At 73.0% G+C, this 20,849-nt stretch carries 18 protein-coding genes; 4 read left to right on the forward strand and 14 right to left on the reverse strand.

From position 1 onward, the window contains the following. The first annotated feature begins 86 nt into the window (after window positions 1–86). A complete protein-coding gene (locus ABZT03_RS12615) occupies window positions 87–404 on the forward strand; it encodes a hypothetical protein (protein ID WP_356037450.1) in 318 nt (105 codons plus the stop codon). On the opposite strand, the gene ABZT03_RS12620 is transcribed toward ABZT03_RS12615, so the two are convergent. Together ABZT03_RS12620 and ABZT03_RS12625 are read right to left on the reverse strand one after the other, a co-directional pair. Continuing rightward, window positions 380–1,207, reverse strand: a complete 828-nt coding sequence (locus tag ABZT03_RS12620; RefSeq protein ID WP_356037453.1) for a TIGR03943 family protein — start codon at window positions 1,205–1,207, stop codon at window positions 380–382. The two genes, ABZT03_RS12615 and ABZT03_RS12620, sit on opposite strands and share 25 nt — an antisense overlap. Beyond that, window positions 1,204–2,187: a permease gene (locus tag ABZT03_RS12625; RefSeq protein ID WP_356037611.1), complete on the reverse strand. Its 984-nt coding sequence runs from the start codon at window positions 2,185–2,187 to the stop codon at window positions 1,204–1,206. The genes ABZT03_RS12620 and ABZT03_RS12625 overlap by 4 nt, the downstream gene beginning before the upstream one ends. Before the next feature lie 396 nt (window positions 2,188–2,583). Between ABZT03_RS12625 and ABZT03_RS12630 the strand changes: the two genes are divergently transcribed. Continuing rightward, complete coding sequence (locus tag ABZT03_RS12630) at window positions 2,584–4,704, forward strand: NAD-binding protein (RefSeq protein ID WP_356037455.1); 2,121 nt, start codon at window positions 2,584–2,586, stop codon at window positions 4,702–4,704. A 90-nt stretch (window positions 4,705–4,794) separates the two neighbouring features. On the opposite strand, the gene ABZT03_RS12635 is transcribed toward ABZT03_RS12630, so the two are convergent. Next, entirely contained in the window at window positions 4,795–6,669 is a 1,875-nt protein-coding gene (locus ABZT03_RS12635; protein WP_356037458.1) for a prolyl oligopeptidase family serine peptidase, read from the reverse strand. A 154-nt stretch (window positions 6,670–6,823) separates the two neighbouring features. On the opposite strand from ABZT03_RS12635, the gene ABZT03_RS12640 reads away from it, so the two are divergent. Then, complete coding sequence (locus ABZT03_RS12640) at window positions 6,824–7,633, forward strand: SURF1 family protein (RefSeq protein ID WP_356037461.1); 810 nt, start codon at window positions 6,824–6,826, stop codon at window positions 7,631–7,633. A gap of 81 nt (window positions 7,634–7,714) precedes the next feature. Here ABZT03_RS12640 and ABZT03_RS12645 read toward each other — a convergent pair whose 3' ends face one another. The 7 genes from ABZT03_RS12645 to ABZT03_RS12675 form a co-directional block, all read right to left on the reverse strand. Beyond that, window positions 7,715–8,875 (reverse strand): hypothetical protein, encoded by a 1,161-nt coding sequence (locus ABZT03_RS12645; RefSeq protein ID WP_356037463.1) that lies wholly within the window; start codon window positions 8,873–8,875, stop codon window positions 7,715–7,717. After that, window positions 8,872–9,468: a SigE family RNA polymerase sigma factor gene (locus tag ABZT03_RS12650; RefSeq protein WP_356037466.1), complete on the reverse strand. Its 597-nt coding sequence runs from the start codon at window positions 9,466–9,468 to the stop codon at window positions 8,872–8,874. The genes ABZT03_RS12645 and ABZT03_RS12650 overlap by 4 nt, the downstream gene beginning before the upstream one ends. A gap of 573 nt (window positions 9,469–10,041) precedes the next feature. Then, a complete protein-coding gene (locus ABZT03_RS12655) occupies window positions 10,042–11,112 on the reverse strand; it encodes an aspartate-semialdehyde dehydrogenase (protein WP_356037469.1) in 1,071 nt (356 codons plus the stop codon). Further along, window positions 11,112–12,386 (reverse strand): aspartate kinase, encoded by a 1,275-nt coding sequence (locus tag ABZT03_RS12660; RefSeq protein WP_356037471.1) that lies wholly within the window; start codon window positions 12,384–12,386, stop codon window positions 11,112–11,114. The genes ABZT03_RS12655 and ABZT03_RS12660 overlap by 1 nt, the downstream gene beginning before the upstream one ends. A 257-nt stretch (window positions 12,387–12,643) precedes the next feature. Continuing rightward, window positions 12,644–13,312, reverse strand: coding sequence for a DUF5063 domain-containing protein (locus ABZT03_RS12665; RefSeq protein WP_356037474.1), 669 nt, complete (start codon window positions 13,310–13,312; stop codon window positions 12,644–12,646). Next, the gene (recR, locus tag ABZT03_RS12670) at window positions 13,305–13,904 is read right to left on the reverse strand and encodes a recombination mediator RecR (protein ID WP_356037476.1); all 600 of its coding nucleotides are present in this window, start codon (window positions 13,902–13,904) and stop codon (window positions 13,305–13,307) included. The genes ABZT03_RS12665 and recR overlap by 8 nt, the downstream gene beginning before the upstream one ends. A gap of 61 nt (window positions 13,905–13,965) precedes the next feature. After that, a complete protein-coding gene (locus tag ABZT03_RS12675; protein WP_356037613.1) occupies window positions 13,966–14,307 on the reverse strand; it encodes a YbaB/EbfC family nucleoid-associated protein in 342 nt (113 codons plus the stop codon). 372 nt (window positions 14,308–14,679) lie between these two features. Here ABZT03_RS12675 and ABZT03_RS12680 point away from each other — a divergent pair, with 372 nt between their 5' ends. Continuing rightward, window positions 14,680–15,429 (forward strand): SLATT domain-containing protein, encoded by a 750-nt coding sequence (locus ABZT03_RS12680; protein ID WP_356037478.1) that lies wholly within the window; start codon window positions 14,680–14,682, stop codon window positions 15,427–15,429. Window positions 15,430–15,869: 440 nt separating this feature from the next. On the opposite strand, the gene ABZT03_RS12685 is transcribed toward ABZT03_RS12680, so the two are convergent. From ABZT03_RS12685 to ABZT03_RS12700, 4 genes are all read right to left on the reverse strand, one after another. Continuing rightward, window positions 15,870–17,405 carry a substrate-binding domain-containing protein gene (locus tag ABZT03_RS12685; protein ID WP_356037481.1) on the reverse strand — a complete coding sequence of 512 codons (1,536 nt, stop codon included), beginning with the start codon at window positions 17,403–17,405 and terminating at the stop codon, window positions 15,870–15,872. Between the two features lie 127 nt (window positions 17,406–17,532). After that, on the reverse strand, window positions 17,533–19,542 hold the full coding sequence (locus ABZT03_RS12690; RefSeq protein WP_356037484.1) for a protein kinase: 2,010 nt from the start codon (window positions 19,540–19,542) through the stop codon (window positions 17,533–17,535). A gap of 79 nt (window positions 19,543–19,621) precedes the next feature. Next, window positions 19,622–20,101, reverse strand: a complete 480-nt coding sequence (locus ABZT03_RS12695) for a helix-turn-helix domain-containing protein (RefSeq protein ID WP_356037488.1) — start codon at window positions 20,099–20,101, stop codon at window positions 19,622–19,624. After that, window positions 20,098–20,721 (reverse strand): DJ-1/PfpI family protein, encoded by a 624-nt coding sequence (locus tag ABZT03_RS12700; protein ID WP_356037490.1) that lies wholly within the window; start codon window positions 20,719–20,721, stop codon window positions 20,098–20,100. The genes ABZT03_RS12695 and ABZT03_RS12700 overlap by 4 nt, the downstream gene beginning before the upstream one ends. Window positions 20,722–20,849: the final 128 nt, after the last annotated feature.

The following is a 20,849-nucleotide window of genomic DNA, read 5'->3' on the forward strand; positions in this document are numbered from 1 at the left end:
CCCCACTGACAGCCCGTCCCCGGTCCTCCCCCCCGTTCGCGTGGGGGTGGGGGGCGCCGGGCTCCCCCTCCCGCGAACGCGTCGCCGTGACGGAGAAGGCCGACCCCGCCGCGCCGGCCGCGGCGCTCCCATCGGTGCTCGCCGACGCCGGTCCCCGCGCCGTCGCCGCGCTCGGCTCGCTGCGTCGGGTCGATCCCCGGCTGCTCATGGCGGGGGCCGACAGCGCCCGGCTCGCCCCGTTCGACGTGGAGTGGCTCGCGTCGGGGCTGCCGCCGGCGCGGACCACCGAGCACCTCACCGCCAGGGTCCCGGACCAGTTCCGGACGCGCCCGGCGAGCATCCTCGTCTACCGGCTCAGGGAAACCCCCGTCGCCTCGGGTCAGGTGTTCCACGACTCGTCGTAGGGATCCTTCGGGGTGGGGATGGGGGTGGCCTTGGTGACCTTCAGGTACGGGATGCGGCCGTTGTTGACCGGGTCCTTCGTCTGACGCGGGGTGTACGTGCCGGTCACCTGGAGCCACGTGTCCGGCTGGATGACCGGGGGGATGCTGCCGGTCAGGGCGATCTTCACCGGCTGGGCGTCCGCCGCGCAGCAGTTGAGGGCCATGCGGACCAGGTAGGGGGCGCCGCTCCTGTCCAGGGCGACGAAGCCCGTGATGCTGAGCCGGCGGCCGCGCAGGGTGCTGCCGTGGCCGTAGGCCGCGCGGCTCGCGTAGTCGACGAGGCCCATGCGGAGGGGCTCGGCGGTGACGGCGGGCAGGGGCGCGTAGCCGTACGACTGCTGCAGGGCCGTACCGGTGCGCATCGCGCTGTACGAACCGAGCGCCGGCGGGGCCACCAGGATGAGCGCGAAGAGGGGGAGCACCAGGAGCCAGGAGATCCGGGGTTCGCGATGACCGCCCTCCCCGTGACCGTGGCCGTGGCCGTGGCCATCGTCTTCGTAGACCTCGTGGTCTTCGTCGGCACCGTCGGCTCCGTCGGCTCCGTTCTCGGTCGGCTGCTCGGTGTCCGCCTTGCGTGCCGCTCTTCCCTGCCGCCATTCGTAGTACGCCGTCGCCAGCGCCGCCACGATCAGGACCACGCCGGACGCCAGCAGCATCGGGCGCAGGCCGGCCTTGACGTAGCGCAGGAACAGATCGGTGACAGCGGCGTGCAGCATCGCCGCGCCGAGCAGGAACAGGACCGCCGCCTGTGCCTGCCGGTTCACAGCAGCACCGCCCCGGTCAGGACCGACACCAGGATGGCGAGGCCGAAGGTGGCGGGCGCGAAGCGGAGGGCGAAACCGCGGCCGAACGTGCCCGCCTGCATCGCGAACAGCTTGAGGTCGATCATCGGGCCGACGACCAGGAACGTCAGCCGTGCGGTGAGCGAGAACTGCGACAGCGACGCCGCCACGAACGCGTCCGCCTCCGAGCAGATCGACAGCAGTACGGCGAGGATCGCGAGGGCCAGTACCGACACGACCGGGTTGCCCGCCGCCATGCGCAGCCACTCCGCGGGCACCACGGCCTTGAGGGTCGCCGCCGCCATCGCGCCGACCACCAGGAAGCCGCCCGCGTGCATCACGTCGTGGCGTACCGAACCCCAGAACGCCGCGCCCTTGCCCTGCCCCTCGTACGACGACCGGGCCGGCGGCCGCAACCAGTCGGGGCGGCCGATCCGCAGCCACAGCCAGCCCATCGCGCACGCCACCAGCAGGCTCGCGACCAGCCGGGCGACGACCATCTCCGGGTCGCGCGGGAACGCCACGGCCGTCGCGGTCAGCACGATCGGGTTGATCGCGGGCGCCGACAGCAGGAACGAGAGCGCCGCCGCCGGCGTGACCCCCCGCCGGACCAGCGCCCCGGCCACGGGCACCGACGCGCACTCGCAGCCGGGCAGCACCACGCCCGCGAGTCCCGCGACCGGGACGGCCAGCGCGGGACGGCTGGGCAGGGCGCGCGCGAAGAACGACGGCGGCACGAACACCGCGATCGCCGCCGACAGCAGCACCCCCAGCACCAGGAACGGCAGCGCCTGGACGAGCACCGCCACGAACACCGTCATCCAGCTCTGCATCACCGGCGCGCCGAGCGCCCGCCTGACCGGCCCCTGCAGGAGCACCGCCCCGAGCAGGAACATGACCAGGAGGAGGGGGGACTTCGAGTCCGGCGCCGCCTTCGCCGGCCCCTCGGGCACGGTCGCCATCGCCGCGGGCACGGTCGCCTTCGGCTCGCGCCGGAGCGAGTCCGCGGTCGGCTTCGGCACCCGCGGCTTCTGCGCCTCCGGTTTCGCCGCTTCCGGTTGGGCCGCTTCCGGCGGCTCCGAAAGGGCGTCCTTTTCGTCCGCTTTTTCCGGACTCGTCGGAGACGGTCTGGTCATGGCCACGGGTGAGGTACCTCCGGTGGAGCGGAAGGGCGCTGGTTTCCCTGCTCTGGCGTACGGCGGCCCGAGCCCGCACGTTCAGCGGAACGCCCGGCTTTGACCAGGCTTTGCACCAGGCTCACGCATCCTGCTCCTGGAACCACCCGTCCCGGTAGGGCAGTCTCATTCCTCGTGGGCAGCGTTCCGAATCAGAGTCAGCCCGGTGATGCGCCGGCGCACATGGTGGTCTGCGGCGACGACGGGCTCGCGCACCGGCTCGCCGCCGAACTGCGCGGGGTCTACGGCGAACAGGTCACGCTCGTCGTACCGCCCACCGAGCGCGGTGTGCGGCCACCCGTGGTCGGCCGGGCACGGACCGCCTCGACGCTGCTCGACCGGGTGGTGAACGCCGCCGTCAACCGGACGACCAACGGCACCGGCGGCAACGGGGGTTCGGGGAACTCGGGGGGTTCCGGCGGCACCGGACATTCCAACGGGAGCGGGAGCGCGGGCGGTTCCGGCAACAGTGGTGGCGGCGGGGCCGGGCGGACCGGTGGGGAACGCGCCGGGGAGCAGCGGGTCGTGGAGGCCGTCGAGCCGGCCGAGGCCGTGCTCGCCGAGGCCGGTGTCGAGAGCGCCGCCGCGCTCGCGCTCGTGTACGACGACGACGAGACCAACATCCGCGCCGCCCTCACCGCCCGCCGGCTCAACCCCCGGCTGCGGCTCGTGCTCCGGCTCTACAACCGCCGGCTGGGGCAGCACATCGAGGAACTCCTCGACCAGGCCGCCACGTTGGCCGCCACCGGCGACGAAGGGGACCAGCCGTCGGGACCCGGCTCCGGATTCGAGAGCGGCGATCCGTCGACGACCGTCCTGTCCGACGCCGACACCGCGGCACCCGCGCTGGCCGCCACCGCGCTCGCCGGTACGAGCAAGGTCGTACAGACGGACGGCCTGCTGCTGCGAGCCGTGGAGCGGCCGGCTCCGGCGCCCGGCGAGGTCGCCGATCCCGGACTCGGCACGCTCGCCCTGCTGTCCACATCGGCCGACGAACCGCCCGGCGCCCACCGCTCCCGCAGCCGCGAGGAACAGGAACCGCTGCTGCTGCCCGACGCGGCGACCGTGCGGAACGCCGTCGGGCGCGGGAGCGTGGTCCTGGAACAGGTCTCCTACTCGGGGCCCTCGCTGCCCTCGGGAAGCGGGGTCGTACCGGCCTTCGCCTCGCTGTTCTCACGGCGGCTGCGCTGGTCACTGGCGGGGCTGGTGGCATGCGTGCTCGCGCTCGCCGTCGCGCTGTGGGTGGTCACCGGCATCCATCCGCTCGGCGCCTTCTATCTGACCCTGCTCGACCTGTTCGCCATCGACGACCCCGCCCTCGGCGCGTCGCTCGGCCGGCAGATCCTCCAACTGCTGTCCGGGCTCGTCGGGTTGCTGATGCTGCCGGTCCTGCTGGCCGCCGTGCTGGAGGCGCTCGGCACCTTCCGGACCGCGTCCGGCTTACGGAAACCACCGCGCGGGCTCGGCGGGCACGTCGTGCTGCTCGGGCTCGGCAAGATCGGCACACGCGTGCTGACCCGGCTGCGGGAACTGCACATTCCGGTGGTGTGCGTCGAGTCCGATCCCGAGGCGCGCGGGCTCGCGACGGCCCGTCGGCTGCGGGTGCCGGTGGTGCTCGGGGACGTCACCCAGGAAGGGGTCCTGGAAGCCGCCAAGATCCATCGGGCGGACGCGCTGCTCGCCGTGACCAGCGCGGACACGACGAACCTGGAGGCCGTCCTGTACGCGCGGTCCGTGCAGCCCGACCTGCGGGTGGTGCTGCGGCTGTACGACGACGACTTCGCGACCGCCGTGTACCGCACCCTGCGGGCCGCGCACCCGACCGCTTCCACGCGCAGCCGCAGCGTCTCCCACCTGGCCGCGCCCGCGTTCGCCGGAGCGATGATGGGGCGGCAGATCCTGGGGGCGATCCCGGTGGAGCGGCGGGTGCTGCTGTTCGCGGCGATCGACGTGGCCGGGCATCCGCAGCTGGAGGGGAAGACGGTCGGGGAGGCGTTCCGGGCGGGGGCCTATCGGGTGCTGGCGCTGGACACGGCCGTGTCCGGTGGGCGGCGGCGGGAGGAGCCGGTCACGGAGGAGGCGTACGACGACCTGCGGGGCGGGGCCGCCGGAGCGGGGGGTCACCCGGGCGCCGGGGGCTCCAGGAGCCACGGGGGTGCCAGGAACTCCGGGAGTTCCGGGCTGGTGTGGGATCTGCCCGACACGTATGTCCTTCGGGGGGAGGATCGGGTGGTGTTGGCCGCCACCCGGCGCGGGCTCGCGGAGTTGCTGGGGCGGCGGGGGCGGCGGGTGGGTGGGGGGTGACGGCGACGGGGGGTGGGGGATTCTCGCCCCCCGCCGCCCCTTCCCGTCCCGTCCCGTCCCGTCCTGGGGCTCCGCCCCGGAGCCCGCTCCTCAAACGCCGGAGGGGCTGGATTCGGCCTCGCTGAACTGCAAGTGCTTCGCCGCGAAGGCCAGTTCCAGTTTCACCTGTTTGATTCTTTCGTCCACCACCAGGGAACCGTGGCCGGCGTCGTATCGGTAGACCTCGTGGGTCGCTCCCCTGGCCTCCAGGCGTTTGACGTAGTTGTCGACCTGGCGGATCGGGCAGCGGGGGTCGTTGACGCCCGCCGAGATGTAGACCGGGGCCTTGACCTGGTCGACGTAGGTCAGCGGGGAGGAGACCTCGAAGCGGTCGGGGACCTCCTCCGGGGTGCCGCCGAGCAGGGTGCGGTCCATGGCCTTCAGGGCTTCCATCTCGTCGTGGTACGCCGTGACGTAGTCGGCGACCGGGACCGCCGCGATGCCCAGGGTCCACGCGTCCGGCTGGGTGCCCAGGCCGAGCAGGGTGAGGTAGCCGCCCCAGGAACCGCCGGTGAGGACCAGACGGGAGGGGTCGGCGAGGCCGGAGCCGATCGCCCACTCCCGCACCGCCGCGATGTCCTCCAGTTCGATCAGTCCCACCCGGTACTTCAGCGCGTCCGTCCAGGCGCGGCCGTAGCCCGTGGAACCGCGGTAGTTGACCCGCACCACCGCGTACCCGTGGTCGACCCAGGCCGCCGGGCCCGCCGCGAAGGAGTCGCTGTCGTGCCAGGTGGGCCCGCCGTGGATCTCGAAGACGGTGGGCAGCGGGCCGGTCGCGCCGGCCGGCTTCTGGACCAGGGCGTGGATACGGCCGCCGGGGCCCTGAACCCACACGTCCTCCACGGGGACCGAGCCCGGTGACCTCAGGCCGGGCGGGTCCAGGACGACCCCGCCCGTCGTCGAGCGGACCGCCGAGGGCTCGGCGGCGGAGGACCACAGGTACTCCACGCTGCCGTCGGGGCGTGCCGTCGCCCCGGACACCGAGCCGGCCGGGGTGGGGACCCGCTCCCGCGCGCCGGTCGCCAGGTCGAAGCGGAAGAGTTCGCTGCGGGCCTCGAAGCTGTGCACGACCAGCAGACCGGTGCCGTCCGGGTACCACTCGGCGCCGACGTCACCGGGCAGGTCCAGGCCGAGGTCCGTCTCCTCGCCCGTGACGACGTCCCACACCAGGGGCTCCCAGCGGCCGCGCCGCTGATGACCGATCAGCAGCCGGTGGTCCCCCTCCACGGGAGCGAACCCGAGTACTTCCAGGCCCAGTTCCTCGGTGCCGCCCCTGGTGTCGTCGAGTTCGGCGACCGGTGTGCCGTCGGGCCGCAGGACCCGCAGCGCGGAGTGCATCGCGTCACCGTGCTCGGTGTGCTCGATCGCGATCAGCGAGCCGTCGTGGGAGATGTCGCCGACGCCCGCCGACTCCCGGTGGCGGTAGATCTCCACCGGGTCCTCGCCGGTGCGGGCGCGGTAGATCGTCGTACCGTCCTCGTCGGTGGAGCGGCCCACGACCGCCGTGACACCGTCCCGGGCGAGGGCCAGGCCGGCCGGGTAGGAAGCCTCCAGGCCCGGCGTCGCGAGTTCGTCCGGTCCCCCGGCGAAGGGCTGGCGGCGCCAGACGCCGTACTCGTCGCCGTCCTTGTCGTCGAACCACCAGATCCACTCGCCGTCCGGGGACAGCACGCCGTCCGTCGTGCCGTTCGGACGGTCGGTGACCTGGCGTTGTGCGCCTGTGGCGCGGTCCCAGGCGTACAGCTCGTAGGTCCCTGTCGCGTTCGACACGAACAGGGCGCGGTCCGGCGCGTCCTCCGCCCAGTCGGGCAGGGACACCCGGGGCGCCCGGAAGCGCTTCTCCCAGTCGGGTGTCTCCCCGCCCCCGCCTCGCCCGGCCTGTTCCGCCCGCCCGACCCGCACACCGGACCCGTTGCTCTCAGTCATGGCCCCATACTGCCCGCCCCGGCGGGCAATGAGGCGGCCAGGTCCCCACCCTGTGGAAAACACACCGTCCTGTGGAAAACCTCGTCACCCCCCGGCCGCCCGCACCGGTACCCCGCGGCCCGGCTCGGCGCGCGAGCCCCGTACCGTGGACGACGTGTACCGGTTTCTGCTGACGCCTCGCTGGTGGGGAATCAACGTCTTCGTGCTGCTCGCCATCCCCTTCTGCGTCTTCATGGGGTCCTGGCAGCTGAGCCGGTTCGAGGCACGGGTGCAGGACCACCGCAGCGCCGACGCGCAGGCCGCGTCCGCCGGCCGGGAGGCCGCCCGCCCGCTGAGGGAACTGCTGCCCGTCGACCAGGCGACCTCCGGCAAGCCGGTCACCGCGACCGGACGCTACGACAAGCAGCTGCTCGTCCCCGGCCGCGAGCTCGACGACAGGCGCGGCTTCTACGTCCTGACCCTGCTGCGCACCGACGACGGCAAGGCGCTGCCGGTCGTCCGGGGCTGGCTGCCCGGCCCGGCCGACTCGGCGAAGGCCCCTGCCGCGCCGCGCGGCGAGGTCACCGTCACCGGTGTGCTCCAGTCGTCCGAGACGCCGGGGGACAACGGGGTCAGCGCCCAGGGCGGACTGCCGGCCGGCCAGACCGGGGTCATCAGCGCGGCGTCGCTGGTCAACCTCGTGCCGTACGACGTGTACGACGCCTGGATCACGCTGGAGCGCGCGGACTCCGGGATGAAGGCGGTGCCGGCGACGGCGCCCGAGGGCTCCGGGCTGGACCTGAAGGCGTTCCAGAACCTCGGGTACACCGGGGAGTGGTTCGTCTTCGCCGGGTTCGTGGTGTTCATGTGGTTCCGGCTGCTGCGGCGCGAGGCGGAGTTCGCGCGGGACGCGGAGCTGGGGCTGGTGCCGGAAGAGGCCACCGAGGGCGACGGGGAACGCGAGAGCAGCCGGTCCGGGGTGTGAGGCCGGGCTCCGGCTCCGGCGGGAACCCCTTCGCGGAGAGCTCCCGCACAGGCCACCGGAGCCGGCACACCTCCGGGACGGTCAGGAAGCCGTCAGCACGCCCGTCCAGTAGACCGTCCCCGCGCACGCGTTCGACACCGTCGTCGACACCGTGGGACCGCCGCCGTCCGCGGTGTTCGTCACCATGATGCTGCCGTCGGCCGTGCCGTCCTCGGTGAGGAGCTGGCTGGTGACACCGCTGTCGGTGCCGGTGGTGGTTCCGCCGGTGTCACCGGTGTCGCCGGTGGGCGATGGGTCGGGTGACGCGCCGGTCTCTCCGCCCGTGCTGCCGGTGCTGGTGGGGCAGGTCTCCGAGGGGACGAAGGCGAACTTCACCTCGTAGGCGGAGCCGGGCTGGAGGAGGAGACCGGAGACCTCGGCGGACGGGTCGGGCAGGGCTGCCGCCGCGTCCCCGGAGACGTGCCGGACCGCACTGATCCTGGCGGCGTCCGCCGCGCCCTGCGGGGTGGTGCCCAGGGTGCCGGGGCCGGCGACCGTGCAGGCGGTGGTGGAGACGTTCAGGACGCGGAAGGTGCCGTAGACCGCACCCGCGGAGTCGGCGACGGCCGTGGTCGCGGTGGCGGAGCCGAGCTGGAGGGACGTGCACGCCGGGGTGTTCGCCGCGGCGGTCGCCGGGGTGCCCGCGCCGCTGCTCGTGCCCGTGCCGGTACCGGCGCCCTTGCCGTGGTCCTCGTTCTTCTTGCTGTCGGGGGTCCTGTCCTCGGGCTTGCCGGAGGAACCGCCGGCGGTGCTCTCGCCGCCGTCCGGGTCCTTGTCCTGGCCGGCGCCGCCCTGGGCCTGGGACGCCTGGCCGGCGACGGAGGGGTTGACGTCGGCGCCGGTGGAGTTCGAGACGTGCACGAGGGCCGGGACGGCGGTGCCGACGAACAGGGCGGCGGCCGCCATGCCGACGAGGGCCTGCCGCTTGCGGGCCCGCCGGGCGGGGACGGCCCGCCGCAGGTGGTCCAGCGTGCCGTCGCGCGGCTCGACCTCCAGGACCGCCTGGTGCAGCATGCGGCGCAGTACCAGCTCGTCCGAGTCGAGCCCTTCGAGGCCCTGGTCGTCCAGGCTGTGGTTCACGGTTTCGTTCCCAGCGTGCGGTTGCTTCGGCTGTGGTTCGTCGTCCGCCGTCCCCGGCTCGCGCCACTCGTAGGGCTCGTGGGGATCGTGCCGGCGGCGCTGTGCGTCGTCGTGCTCGCTCATGCCGACGCCTCCATGGCGACCCGCAGGGCCGCGATGCCGCGGGAGCCGTACGCCTTGACGGAGCCGAGCGATATCCCGAGCGTCTCGGCGACCTGCGCCTCGGTCATGTCGGCGAAGTAGCGCAGGACCAGGACCTCGCGCTGGCGGCGCTGGAGGCCCTTCATCGCCTTGATCAGGGAGTCGCGCTCCAGCTGGTCGTAGGCGCCCTCCTCGGCGCTGGCCATGTCGGGCATCGGCTTGGAGAGCAGCTTCAGACCGAGGATGCGGCGGCGCAGGGCGGAGCGGGAGAGGTTGACGACGGTCTGACGCAGATAGGCGAGCGTCTTCTCGGGGTCACGGACACGCTTGCGGGCCGAGTGGACCCTGATGAACGCCTCCTGGACGACGTCCTCGCAGGAGGCGGTGTCGTCGAGCAGGAGGGCGGCGAGCCCGAGCAGCGAGCGGTAGTGGGCGCGGTAGGTCTCGGTGAGGTGGTCGACGGTGGTGCCTGCCGCCGCGACGTCCTCGGCGCCGTCGCGCTGGCTCGGTATGCGGGTGGGTCGTGCTGCGGGCATCGGCGCGATCACCGGCATGCCGCCGGGCGCGCCGGGCATCCGGGGTCGGAGGGAGGGGCGGGGCGGCCGTAGGGCCGTGCCGCGCGTCGCCGCACTGAAATCGAGAACCTCTGCCACGCCAGTTGGACACGTTTCCCCCCGTCAGGGTTGTACGTGCCGCGCGTCACTTTTGCGCCGAACGGTTCACCGGACCGCCCCGGCCGCCGAGCGTTCCACCGCACGGCCGGTCGTCCGGTGGACGCCCTGGCCGCTCGTCTCGGCTCAGGCAGCACAACTGACAGTGCGTCGAACGCCCTCATGCCCTACCCGCTCTTCCCCTGTGTCCTGAATGGCCGGAGCGTCCCCACGCTCCGTGAAGCATCCCCGCGCCCACGAAAGGACGTCCGCAAAGACGCTCCCCGCCCTTCGCACGGTTGCGGAGAGCGGGGAGGCAAATCCTCTGACGTCAAGGCGGCCGGGAGCAAGTGGTCCGTACCAGACCGGATCACAGCTTCACATGGATCCTACAAACGGACCGGCTCCCGGCCAGGAGATTTCCGGCGGTAACACGTTTCCACAACAAGTGCGCCGGGCCACGTCACGGACCGTCACCCGCCGCAAGCGCGCTGCTCGTCACGACAGTTCGGCGGCCACCAGCTCGGCGATCTGGGCGGTGTTGAGGGCGGCCCCCTTGCGCAGGTTGTCGCCGCAGACGAAGAGTTCCAGGGCGGTGGGGTCGTCGAGGGCGCGGCGCACCCGGCCCACCCAGGTGGGGTCGGTGCCCACCACGTCGGCGGGCGTGGGGAACTCCCCCGCCGCCGGGTCGTCGAACAGGACGACACCGGGGGCCGTGTCCAGGATCTCGCGCGCCTTCCCGACGGTGACCTCGCCCTCGAAGCGGGCGTGCACCGTCAGCGAGTGCGTGGTGATCACCGGCACCCGCACGCAGGTCACCGCGACCGGCAGCCTGGGCAGTCCGAGGATCTTGCGCGACTCGTCCCGGACCTTCATCTCCTCCGACGACCAGCCGTCCTCGCGCAGCGATCCGGCCCACGGTACGACGTTGAGGGCGACCGGTTCCGGGAACGGCCCGGTGTTGTCCCCCACCGCCCGGCGCACGTCACCGGGGTGGGTCCCGAGCTCGGTGCCCGCCACCAGGGCGAGTTGCTGCCGCAGCGTCTCGACGCCGGACCGGCCCGCGCCGCTGACCGCCTGGTAGGAGGAGACGACCAGTTCACGCAGCCCGAACTCGGCGTGCAGCGCGCCGATGGCCACGATCATGGACAGGGTCGTGCAGTTGGGGTTGGCGATGATCCCCCGCGGGCGCTGCCGGACCGTGTGCGGGTTGACCTCGGGGACGACCAGGGGCACGTCCGGGTCCATCCGGAAGGCGCCCGAGTTGTCCACGACCACCGCGCCCTTGGCGGCGGCGAGGGGCGCCCACCGCACGGCGACCTCGTCGGGTACGTCGAACATGGCGACGTCGACGCCGTCGAACGCCTCCTCGGTGAGCGCCACGACCTCGACCTGTTCACCGCGCACGGCCAGCTTGCGGCCGGCCGAGCGCGGTGAGGCGATCAGTCTGATCTCGCCCCAGATGTCCGCGTGCTGGGACAGGATCTGGCGCATGACCGTGCCGACGGCTCCGGTCGCTCCCACGACCGCGAGCGTCGGTCGCCCGCTTCGCGGTCCTGACGGGGACATCAGCGGCCCGTGCCCCCGTAGACGACTGCCTCGTCGCTGTCGGAGTCGAGTCCGAAGGCGGTGTGCACGGCGCGCACGGCCTCGTTCACGTCGTCGGCGCGGGTGACCACGGAGATGCGGATCTCGGACGTCGAGATCAGCTCGATGTTGACCCCGGCCTCGCTGAGCGCCTCGAAGAAGCCGGCCGTGACGCCCGGGTTGGTCTTCATGCCGGCGCCGACCAGGGAGATCTTGCCGATCTGGTCGTCGTAGCGCAGGGAGTCGAAGCCGATCTTCGTCTTGGCCTTCTCCAGGGCGTCGATGGCCTTGCGGCCCTCGGTCTTGGGGAGGGTGAACGAGATGTCCGTCAGGCCGGTGGAGGCCGCGGACACGTTCTGCACGACCATGTCGATGTTGATCTCGGCGTCGGCGATGGCCCGGAAGATGACGGCGGCCTCACCCGGCTTGTCCGGGACACCGACGACCGTGACCTTGGCCTCGGAGGTGTCGTGCGCGACACCCGAGATGATGGCCTGCTCCACCTTCTGGTCCCCTTGCTTCGGCTCGTTGCTGACCCAGGTGCCCTGGAGTCCGCTGAAGGACGAGCGCACGTGGATCGGGATGTTGTAGCGGCGGGCGTACTCCACGCAGCGGTGGAGCAGCACCTTGGAGCCGGATGCGGCGAGCTCCAGCATGTCCTCGAAGGCGATCCACTCGATCTTCTTCGCCTTCTTCACCACGCGCGGGTCGGCGGTGAACACGCCGTCGACGTCGGTGTAGATCTCGCAGACCTCGGCGTCGAGGGCGGCGGCGAGGGCGACGGCCGTGGTGTCGGAGCCGCCGCGGCCGAGCGTGGTGATGTCCTTCTTGTCCTGGCTGACACCCTGGAACCCGGCGACGATGGCGATGTTGCCCTCGTCCAGCGCCGTGCGGATCCGGCCCGGGGTGACGTCGATGATCCGGGCTTTGTTGTGGACGGAGTCGGTGATGACGCCTGCCTGGCTGCCGGTGAACGACTGGGCGCTGTGGCCCAGGTTCTTGATCGCCATCGCCAGCAGGGCCATGGAGATCCGCTCGCCGGCGGTCAGCAGCATGTCGAACTCCCGGCCGCTGGGCATCGGCGACACCTGCTCGGCGAGATCGATCAGCTCGTCCGTCGTGTCGCCCATCGCGGAAACGACGACGACCACCTGGTGGCCGTTCTTCTTCGCTTCCACGATCCGCTTGGCGACGCGCTTGATGCCCTCGGCATCGGCTACGGAGGAGCCTCCGTACTTCTGCACGACAAGGCCCACGTGCGCTCCTCGCTCAGTCCGTCTCTTCCCGCACATACGCATATGTACTGCGGTCGGCTCAGTCTATCGAGCGTCCTGATTTCACCTTCGCGATATCGCATGGTGAGACTCCGGCACCCGAACGACCAGGACGGAACATGCCCGGGAGGGGGTGGGCCACTCGGAACGTGCCACGCGTCACAGGCCGGGGCCGACGCCCGGACCCCGGGCCGTCACCCCACGTCACGGACGTGCGGCCGGGGAGCGGTGCCTGCGGGTCACGTGGGCTGGCGGACCGTCGGCAGGCCGAGCGGGCCCGCGATCTCCTCCGCCATCACCCGGCCGGCCTCCGCCTCCAGCGCGTCGTCGCCGAGGTCCTGGTCGGTGTCCAGGCCGTCCAGCTCCGCCAGGGGCTGGTTCAGGCGGACGTGGGCGACCACGGACTGCAGGGCCCGCAGGGCCGCCGAGGCCGTCGAACCCCAGTTGGAGAAGTAGGAGAACTGCCACCACCACAGCCCCTCGACGGTGCGGCCCGAACGGTAGTGGGCCATGCCGTGGCGCAGGTCGGCCATGACGTCCGCGAGGTCGTCGGAGATCCGGGCCGGCACGGGGGCCTTGCGGGGCTCGTACGGGTCGAAGACCTCGGAGTAGACGTCGATCGGCTCCAGCAGACGGGCGAGGTTCTCGCGGATCTCGTCCACGTCGCCCTCGGGGCCCAGGTCGGGCTCGTAGCGCTCGTCCGGCACGATGTCCTCGTGCGCGCCGAGGCGGCCGCCGGCCAGGAGGAGCTGGGAGACCTCCAGGAGGAGGAAGGGCACCGCCGAGTCCGGCTCGTCGCCCCTCGCGACCTCCGAGACGGCCACCAGGAAGCTCTCGATCTGGTCCGCGATCTGCACCGCGAAGTCGTCGGGGTTCTGGCTGGTCACATGCAGCGTGGCGTCAGACATCTAGGAGTCGTCTCCCCTCGAAGGCGCGCCCGAGGGTCACCTCGTCCGCGTATTCCAGGTCTCCGCCCACCGGGAGGCCGCTGGCCAGGCGGGTGACCTTGAGGCCCATGGGCTTGATCATGCGGGCGAGGTACGTGGCCGTCGCCTCGCCCTCGAGATTCGGGTCGGTGGCGAGGATCAGCTCCGTGACCACGCCGTCGGCGAGACGGGCCAGCAGTTCCCGGATGCGGAGGTCGTCGGGGCCGACGCCCTCGATCGGGCTGATCGCCCCGCCGAGGACGTGGTAGCGGCCGCGGAACTCACGGGTGCGCTCGACGGCGACCACGTCCTTCGGCTCCTCCACGACACAGATGACCGAGGGGTCGCGGCGGCTGTCGCGGCAGATGCCGCACAGCTCCTCCTGCGCGACGTTGCCGCAGGTCGCGCAGAAGCGGACCTTCGCCTTCACCTCGAGCAGGGTCTGCGCCAGCCGGCGGACGTCCGTCGGCTCCGCCTGCAGGATGTGGAAGGCGATCCGCTGCGCGCTCTTGGGACCGACGCCGGGCAGCCGCCCCAGTTCGTCGATGAGGTCCTGGACCACGCCTTCGTACAACGGACTGCCGTCCTTCCTGGGGGTTCCTTGCAGTACGTACGGTAGTTGGCCGACGGCCCTCTTAGAAGGGCAGTCCCGGGATGCCGCCGCCACCGAGCCCCTGGGCGAGCGGGCCGAGCTTCTGCTGCTGGAGGGTCTGGGCGTTCTCGTTGGCCGCCTGCACGGCCGCGACGACCAGGTCTGCGAGGGTCTCGGTGTCCTCGGGGTCCACCGCCTTCGGGTCGATCTTCAGGGCCCGCAGCTCACCGGCGCCGGTCACGGTGGCCCGCACCAGACCGCCTCCCGCCTGCCCCTCGACCTCGGTCCGCGCCAGTTCCTCCTGGGCGTTCGCCAGGTCCTGCTGCATCTTCTGGGCCTGCTGGAGCAGCTGCTGCATATTGGGCTGGCCACCACCGGCGATCACGATCAGCTCCTGTCTCGTACGGCTGTCCGGCGGGGTTTTTCCCGCCTGGATCGAGCCTACGTGGTCCAAGCAGCCGTCGCCCCAGCACTCTTTCGAGTGAGCCGATCTCGCGCCCTATACCTGATCAAGGCCCACTTCCGGGCGGAAAAGCGGTGAAACCGACGCCTTCGCCACCCATTGGGCGGTAGGAAGGATCCGGCGCATCAGCATCATGCGTCACGCAACGTGATCGGTTGCGCTCAGTGTGGTGGTCGGTGGCGGTCGTGATCGGTGATCGGTCCTGACCGGTGATCAGTGGTCGGTCGTGACCGGTGTCGGTCGTGACCGGTGAGCGGTTTTCGGTCGTGATCGGTGATCAGTAGGGAGTGCCGGGTGGGTCAGCCGGAGATGCGGCCCGAGGGTCCGCCGCAGGACGGGCGGGGCGAGGGCGGGGCCGGGCCGCGGCCGGGCGACCTGATGGGGCGGGCGTTCCCGCTCGGCGACTGGGGCGAGCCGGCCGAGCGGCTGGACGAGCTGTACCGCTGGGTGGAGTGCGGGGCGCTGGAGACGGCCGCCTGGTATCTCGCGGACCGGGTGGGCAAGCGGCGGGGCGCCCGGATCCTGCGGGCGGGTGCCGCGGGCGGGGCGGTGGCCGGGGCGGCGCTGCCCCTGCTGGACCTGACCGGGGTCGTCGGCGGGGCCTCGGCCTGGGGGTATCTGGCACTGCTGCTCGGCGTGGCGTGCGTGGCCGGGGACCGGTTCTTCGGGGTGACGTCCGGCTGGATAAGGGACGTGGCCACGGCGCAGGCGGTGCAGCGCAGGCTGCAGGTGCTCCAGTTCGACTGGGCGTCGGAGAGCGTGCGGGAGGTGCTGGGGCCCACGGACGGCACGGCGGGCGACGCCGCCGAACGCTGCCTGGCCGTGCTGCGGAGGTTCTCCGAGGACGTGACCGAGCTGGTGCGGGCGGAGACCGCGGACTGGATGGTCGAGTTCCGGACGGGCGCGGCGCCGATGGGCATCCAGTCCGCGGTGGCCTCCGGCGGGCGGCAGGACCCGGGGCACGTCAACGGGCGGTTCCCCTTGCCGGGCACGGCGCCCGCCCGGCCGAACATGCCGAGGCAGCGACCGCCGGAGCCGCGGTGAGACGGCGCCGCCCGCCGGAGTCGCGGTGAACAGGAGCCGCGGTGAGACGGCGCCGCCCGCCGGTGCCGCCGCGAACCAGAGTCGCGGTGACGGCGCCGCACGCCGATGCCGCCGCGAACCAGAGTCGCGGTGCGACGGCGCCGCCCGCCGATGCCGCCGCGAACCAGAGTCGCGGTGCGACGGCGCCGCCCGCCGGTACCGCCGCGAACCAGAGTCGCGGTGAGGGCGCCGCACGCCGATGCCGCCGCGAACCGGTGTCGCCGTAAGGCGCAATCGCCGCGAACCGGAGTCGCCATGAGGCGGAGTCGCCCTGAGGCGGAGTCGCTCTGAGGCGGAGTCGCCCTGAGGCACCGCGCACCGCCGGTATCGCCGTGAACCGGTGCCGCCGTGGACCGCCGTGGACCCGAGCCGCCGGGGTGGCCGGCTGGGCCGTACGCCCTCTACGTGTCGTCCGCGCAGAGTTTCAGGCCCTCCGGAGTCCAGCACGGTATGTGACCGTGGGTGCGGATCACGTCCTGGCCGTTGCCGCGGCTGAGATAGGTGAGGAAGCTGGAGGCCAGGGAGTCGGCGGGGGGCCGGCCGTAGGTGTAGGCGTACTCGATCTCGCGGTACGGGTAGGCGTTCGCGCCGTGCTCGATGGCGTCCACGGAGGGCGCGTCGCCGTCGAGCTTCACCGTCCTGAGGCCCCCGGCCCGCTCGGCCGCGTTGAGTTCGCTGTAGCCGACCGCGCCGGGGAGGGCCGCGACCGTGCTCAGCACCTGGTCCGTCGAGTCGAGTTCGCAGCGGATGACGGGCGCCGTCGCGTCGTCCTTGTGCTCGCAGTCGACGGAGGAGTTCGCGATCTCGCCGCGTCCCAGCACCCGGCGCTGGAACACCTGTCTCGTGCCCGAGTTGGCGTCCCGGCTGACCAGTTTCACCGGCAGGTCCGGGCCGCCCAGCTGCCGCCAGTTCCCGATCTCGCCCCGGTACAGGCGCCGTACGTCCTTCGTGGACAGGTTCGTCAGGCGGACGTCGTCGTTGATGACGAGCGCGAACACCGACAGCGCCACCCGGTTCTCGCTCAGCCGGGTCAGCCCGCTCGGCCGGGGGCCGTCGGAGAGGGCCACCACCGGCGGGGAGCCCTTCCGCAGGGCCGCGCCGGCCGCCGCCAGCTCCCGCACCCCCGCCGTCGACCCGTGCGGGTCCACGGTGACGGACGCCCCCGCGCAGTCCCGCTCGTACTTCCTCGCCACCTCCACCAGGACGGGCGCGAAGGCCGTGGAGCCGGTGAGGGTGAGCGTGCCCTGCTCGCAGCCGATCGGCGGTGGGGTGCCGTCGCGGGTCACGACGATCGTGGCCAGGGTGAGCACGCTGACCGTCAGCATGATGGTGATCAGCCGGGCGGCCCGGCTGAACAGGGGCGGCTTCTCGTCGGGGGTCGCGCTGCGGTTGGGGTGGACCTCGCCGTCCCGGATGCCGCCGATCAGCCGTATCTCGCCGCCCACGTCGCCGCCCGACAGCAGCACGAGCAGCTTGAAGTGGTCGCCCCGGTTGAGCGGGACGCGGGGGATGCGCAGCGCGTTGCCCTCGTAGCCGAAGCCGCGGGCCGCCGTGAAGTGGTCCATGAGGTGGCCGGTGTCGGACGGCTGGGTGACCGAGACGCCCCGGACGGTACGGCCGGTGAACACCGCGGTCAGGCCGTGCACTTCGGGGCTGGTGTAGTCGTCGCGGTCGATGCCCTGCGAGCCGTCGTTCTCCACCCGCACCAGGACGAGGGTGGCGTCGGACATGCCCGGCACCTCGTCGAAGAGGCCCACGCGGACGTTGGCCCGGCCGAGCCGGACGTCGTCACCGATCGGGTTGTCCATCTGGACGCGGTAACCGATCCGCTTGCGGCGCGGGGTGCGGCGCTCGTACCAGACCATGACACCGGACGCGACGATGCCGAGGACAGCGGTGCCCACGGCGACGACGTTCTCTGCGCTCAGCCACTCCACCGTGGTGCCCCCGCCACTGCCCGAGCCCGGATCGTGGGCTCACCGTACGGCTGTGCGAGGGCCGATTCCGGTCCGGTCGGCGGAAGTTCGCCCGACGTTCAACCTCCGGTGGCCGGACGGCGCCGGGTCACCGCCTGAGGTAGGTCAGCTTGTCCCCGCTGTCGGTGTTGACGCGCTCCAGCCTGCCGTCGGACAGCAGGGTGATCTCGCTGGCCGCACCGGGGGAGCAGGACGAACGCGGCTCGCCGGCCGTCACGCTGGACGGCCCGATCGTCAACGAGCCCTCCGCCGAAGGTCGTTCGGAGAGGGTGGCCCGGAACTCGCAGTGGTAGGTGCCGCCGCCCACGGGTCCGTCGGCCACGAGGGACAGGACGCTGTCGCCCACCTCGCCCTGCCGGATGGTCAGTTGGCGGGTGTTGTGCCCGGTGGCGTTGTCGATCGACGCCGTCCAGGTGCCCAGGAAGGAGTCCGGTATCGCGCCCTCGGCGGTGGCCGTACCGGTCGCCTCCGAGGCCGTCGGGGAGGGTTCGGACGGGCGCGGGCCGGGGCTCGTCACGGACGCGCCCGTGCTCGGGGACGGGCCGAGGGCCGACACTCCCCCGTCGCCACCGCCTTTCATCAGGGCGTAGACCGAACCGCCCGCACCCAGCGCCACGACCAGCGCGACCGCGACGAGCGCCACCGTGGAACGGCCGCTGCGCCGCGGCGGTTCGGGCGTCGGGCCCGGCGGGGGCCCGAAGGACGGCGGACCGGAGACCGGGCCCTGCGCCGCGGTGAGGGGCGGGCCGTACGGCGGGGTCGAACCCAGGCCACCGCCGTACGCCTGGCCTGCCTGCGGATAGCCGTAGGCGGAGGGGTGCGGCCCCGGATGCTGCTGCGCGGAGCCGTATGCCGGGTGGGGCGGGGCGCCGCCGGTCCCGGCGGCGGGACCGGCGGACGACGGCCGGCCGGCGTGCGGCGCGGGCCGGTGCCCCGGCGCGGGAGGCGTCGGCGCCGAAGGGGTCGGTCCGGGAGGGGTGACGGGGTCGGGCTCGGTGGGCGCGTCGTCGCCGGCGGAGCCGTCCGCCGCCGGAGCGTGCTCGGGGGACGCCTCGGGAGCGGGCGCAAGGGCGGGGCGGGTGGGCCGGGGGGAGCGGGCAGGACCGACGGACCACGCGGATCCCACGGACCCGGCGGCCCGCGCGGACCCCTCCGGTCCCGGGCCGCCCTCCGCTCCCTCCGGGTTCTCCGTGTCCAGCAACCGCACCGCGTGGCGGCCGAGTTGGGCGACCAGCGCGCCCGGTAGCCACGGGTCCCGCGAGCGGCCGCCGGAGACGGTGTCCCCGGCGCCCGTGCGCTCCAGGACGCGGGCCGGCGTCGGCCGGGCGGCGGGGTCCTTGCGCAGACAGGCGCGGACCAGGTCGGCGATGCCCTCGGGAACGCCGGTGAGGTCGGGCTCCTCCTGGGCTATGCGGAACATCAGGGCGTGCACCCCGCTGTGGGTGGCACCGAAGGGAAGCCGGCCGGTGGCGGCGTAGGCGAGGACGGAGCCGAGGCAGAAGACGTCGCACGCGGGGGTGATCCGGTCACCGCGCACCTGCTCGGGTGCCATGAAGCCGGGCGAGCCGACGAGCGCGCCGGTGCGGGTCAGCCCGGCCTCCGTCACGGTCTCCAGTGCCCGCGCGATGCCGAAGTCGATGACGCGCGGGCCGTCGATGGTGAGGAGCACGTTGGACGGCTTCAGGTCGCGGTGCACGATCCCGGCGGCGTGGATGTCCCCCAGGGCGTGCGCGAGCCCGGCCGCGAGAATGCGCACCGACCGCTCGGGCAGTGCCCCGTGGTCGCGCCCGACGACCTGCTGGAGGCTCGGCCCGGCGACGTACCCGGTGGCGACCCAGGGCACGGCGGCCTCGGTGTCCGCGTCCAGCACCGGCGCGGTCCAGTGGCCGCCGACCTGCCGTGCCGCCTCGACCTCCTGCCGGAACCGGGCCCGGAACTCCTCCTGCGCGGCCAGTTCCCGCCGCACCAGCTTGACGGCGACCGTGCGGCCCCGGTCGGAGCGCGCGAGGTAGACCTGTCCCATGCCGCCCGCGCCCAGCCGGGCCAGCAGCCGGTATCCCCCGATCCGCGGCGGGTCCCCGGCCCCCAGCTTCTCCATCGCAGGCCCTCCCCGCACTCATGCCCGTGGAACAGCCCCACGATAGTGCGGCCTTACGGCGGGTCCGGCGGCCCTGTGTCTACGGTTCCGTAACAGCCGCCGCCGTCCGGCCCGCGCCGGCCGAGGTGTCGTCGAGCACCTTCGACAGCCGTTCCAGTACGGCCACGGCCTCGGCGAGGTCGGTGTCCCCGAACGCCTCGGCCAGCCGGTCGGCGAACGCGGCGTGGCCCGGGCCGATCCGGTCGACGGCCGCCCGGCCCCGCGCGGTGGGGGCGAGGAGCTTGGCGCGGCGGTGGGCGGGGTTGGGCCGGTACTCGGCCAGACCGCGCTCCACCAGGAGGTCGGCGATCCGCTGCACGCCCTGCCGGGTCATGCCCATGACGCGGGCGATCCCGGACACGGTCAGCGGTGCGCCGAGGACCGCGCCGAGCACCTGCCACCGGGCGGCGGTCAGTCCCGCGGGCCCGGCCAGTTCCTCAGCCACGGCGAGGAACCGGCCGTTGAGCCCGAAGACACCGAGCGCGGCACGGCTGAGCAGCTCCTGCCGCTCACGGCTCACGCGGCACCCGCCTCCTCCAGCACGGCGTACGCCTGCGGGTCGGAATCGTGGAACAGCCGGTACCAGGCGTCGAGGAGCTCCCCCTCGTACACCCCGAGCAGGCGGAAGACCTCGCGGGCGAAGGCGACGGGTTCGGTGGGACCGGCGGTGACCAGGCCCCGGTCGGTGACGGCGTCCGCCTCGACGTACCGGCCGCCGCCCGCGTAGCCGGTCGCCGCCAGGTAGAAGGACACCGCGCCGGTGTGGTCGCGGTCGTCGAGGAGGCCCTCGCGGGCCAGTCCGGCGGTGGCCCCGCAGATCGCGGCGACGGGGACCCCGGCGTCCAGGAAGGCGCGGGCCGCCCGGGCGAAGGGGGCGAGGTCGTCGGAGGTGTCCCACAGGTCCGCGCCCGGCAGGATCAGCAGGGACGAGTCCTCTGGCCGTACGCCGGACAGGGCCAGGTCGGGCCGGACGCTCAGTCCGCCGATGCTGGACACCGGGTCGGTCGACGCCCCCACCGTCCGCACCGGGAAGCCGGCCCGGGCGAGGTAAGCCGTGGCGTGCCCCGTCTCCCAGTCGGCGAACGTGTCGTAGACGGCGAGGTGGACGGGTTTGCGGTCAGGACGGCTGCTGCTGTTCACGGTTCCTCCTCGGACTGCGTGGAGCGACGGTCCGCAGACCGACGCGGACGACGACACCCGGCGGGTCACGACACCGGGCGACGACAACGCATCAGATGACAACACGTTGTCACTTCGACAGCATGCTG

It is taken from the genome of Streptomyces sp. NPDC005574 (genome assembly GCF_040605435.1).
Classification (GTDB): Bacteria; Actinomycetota; Actinomycetes; order Streptomycetales; family Streptomycetaceae; genus Streptomyces.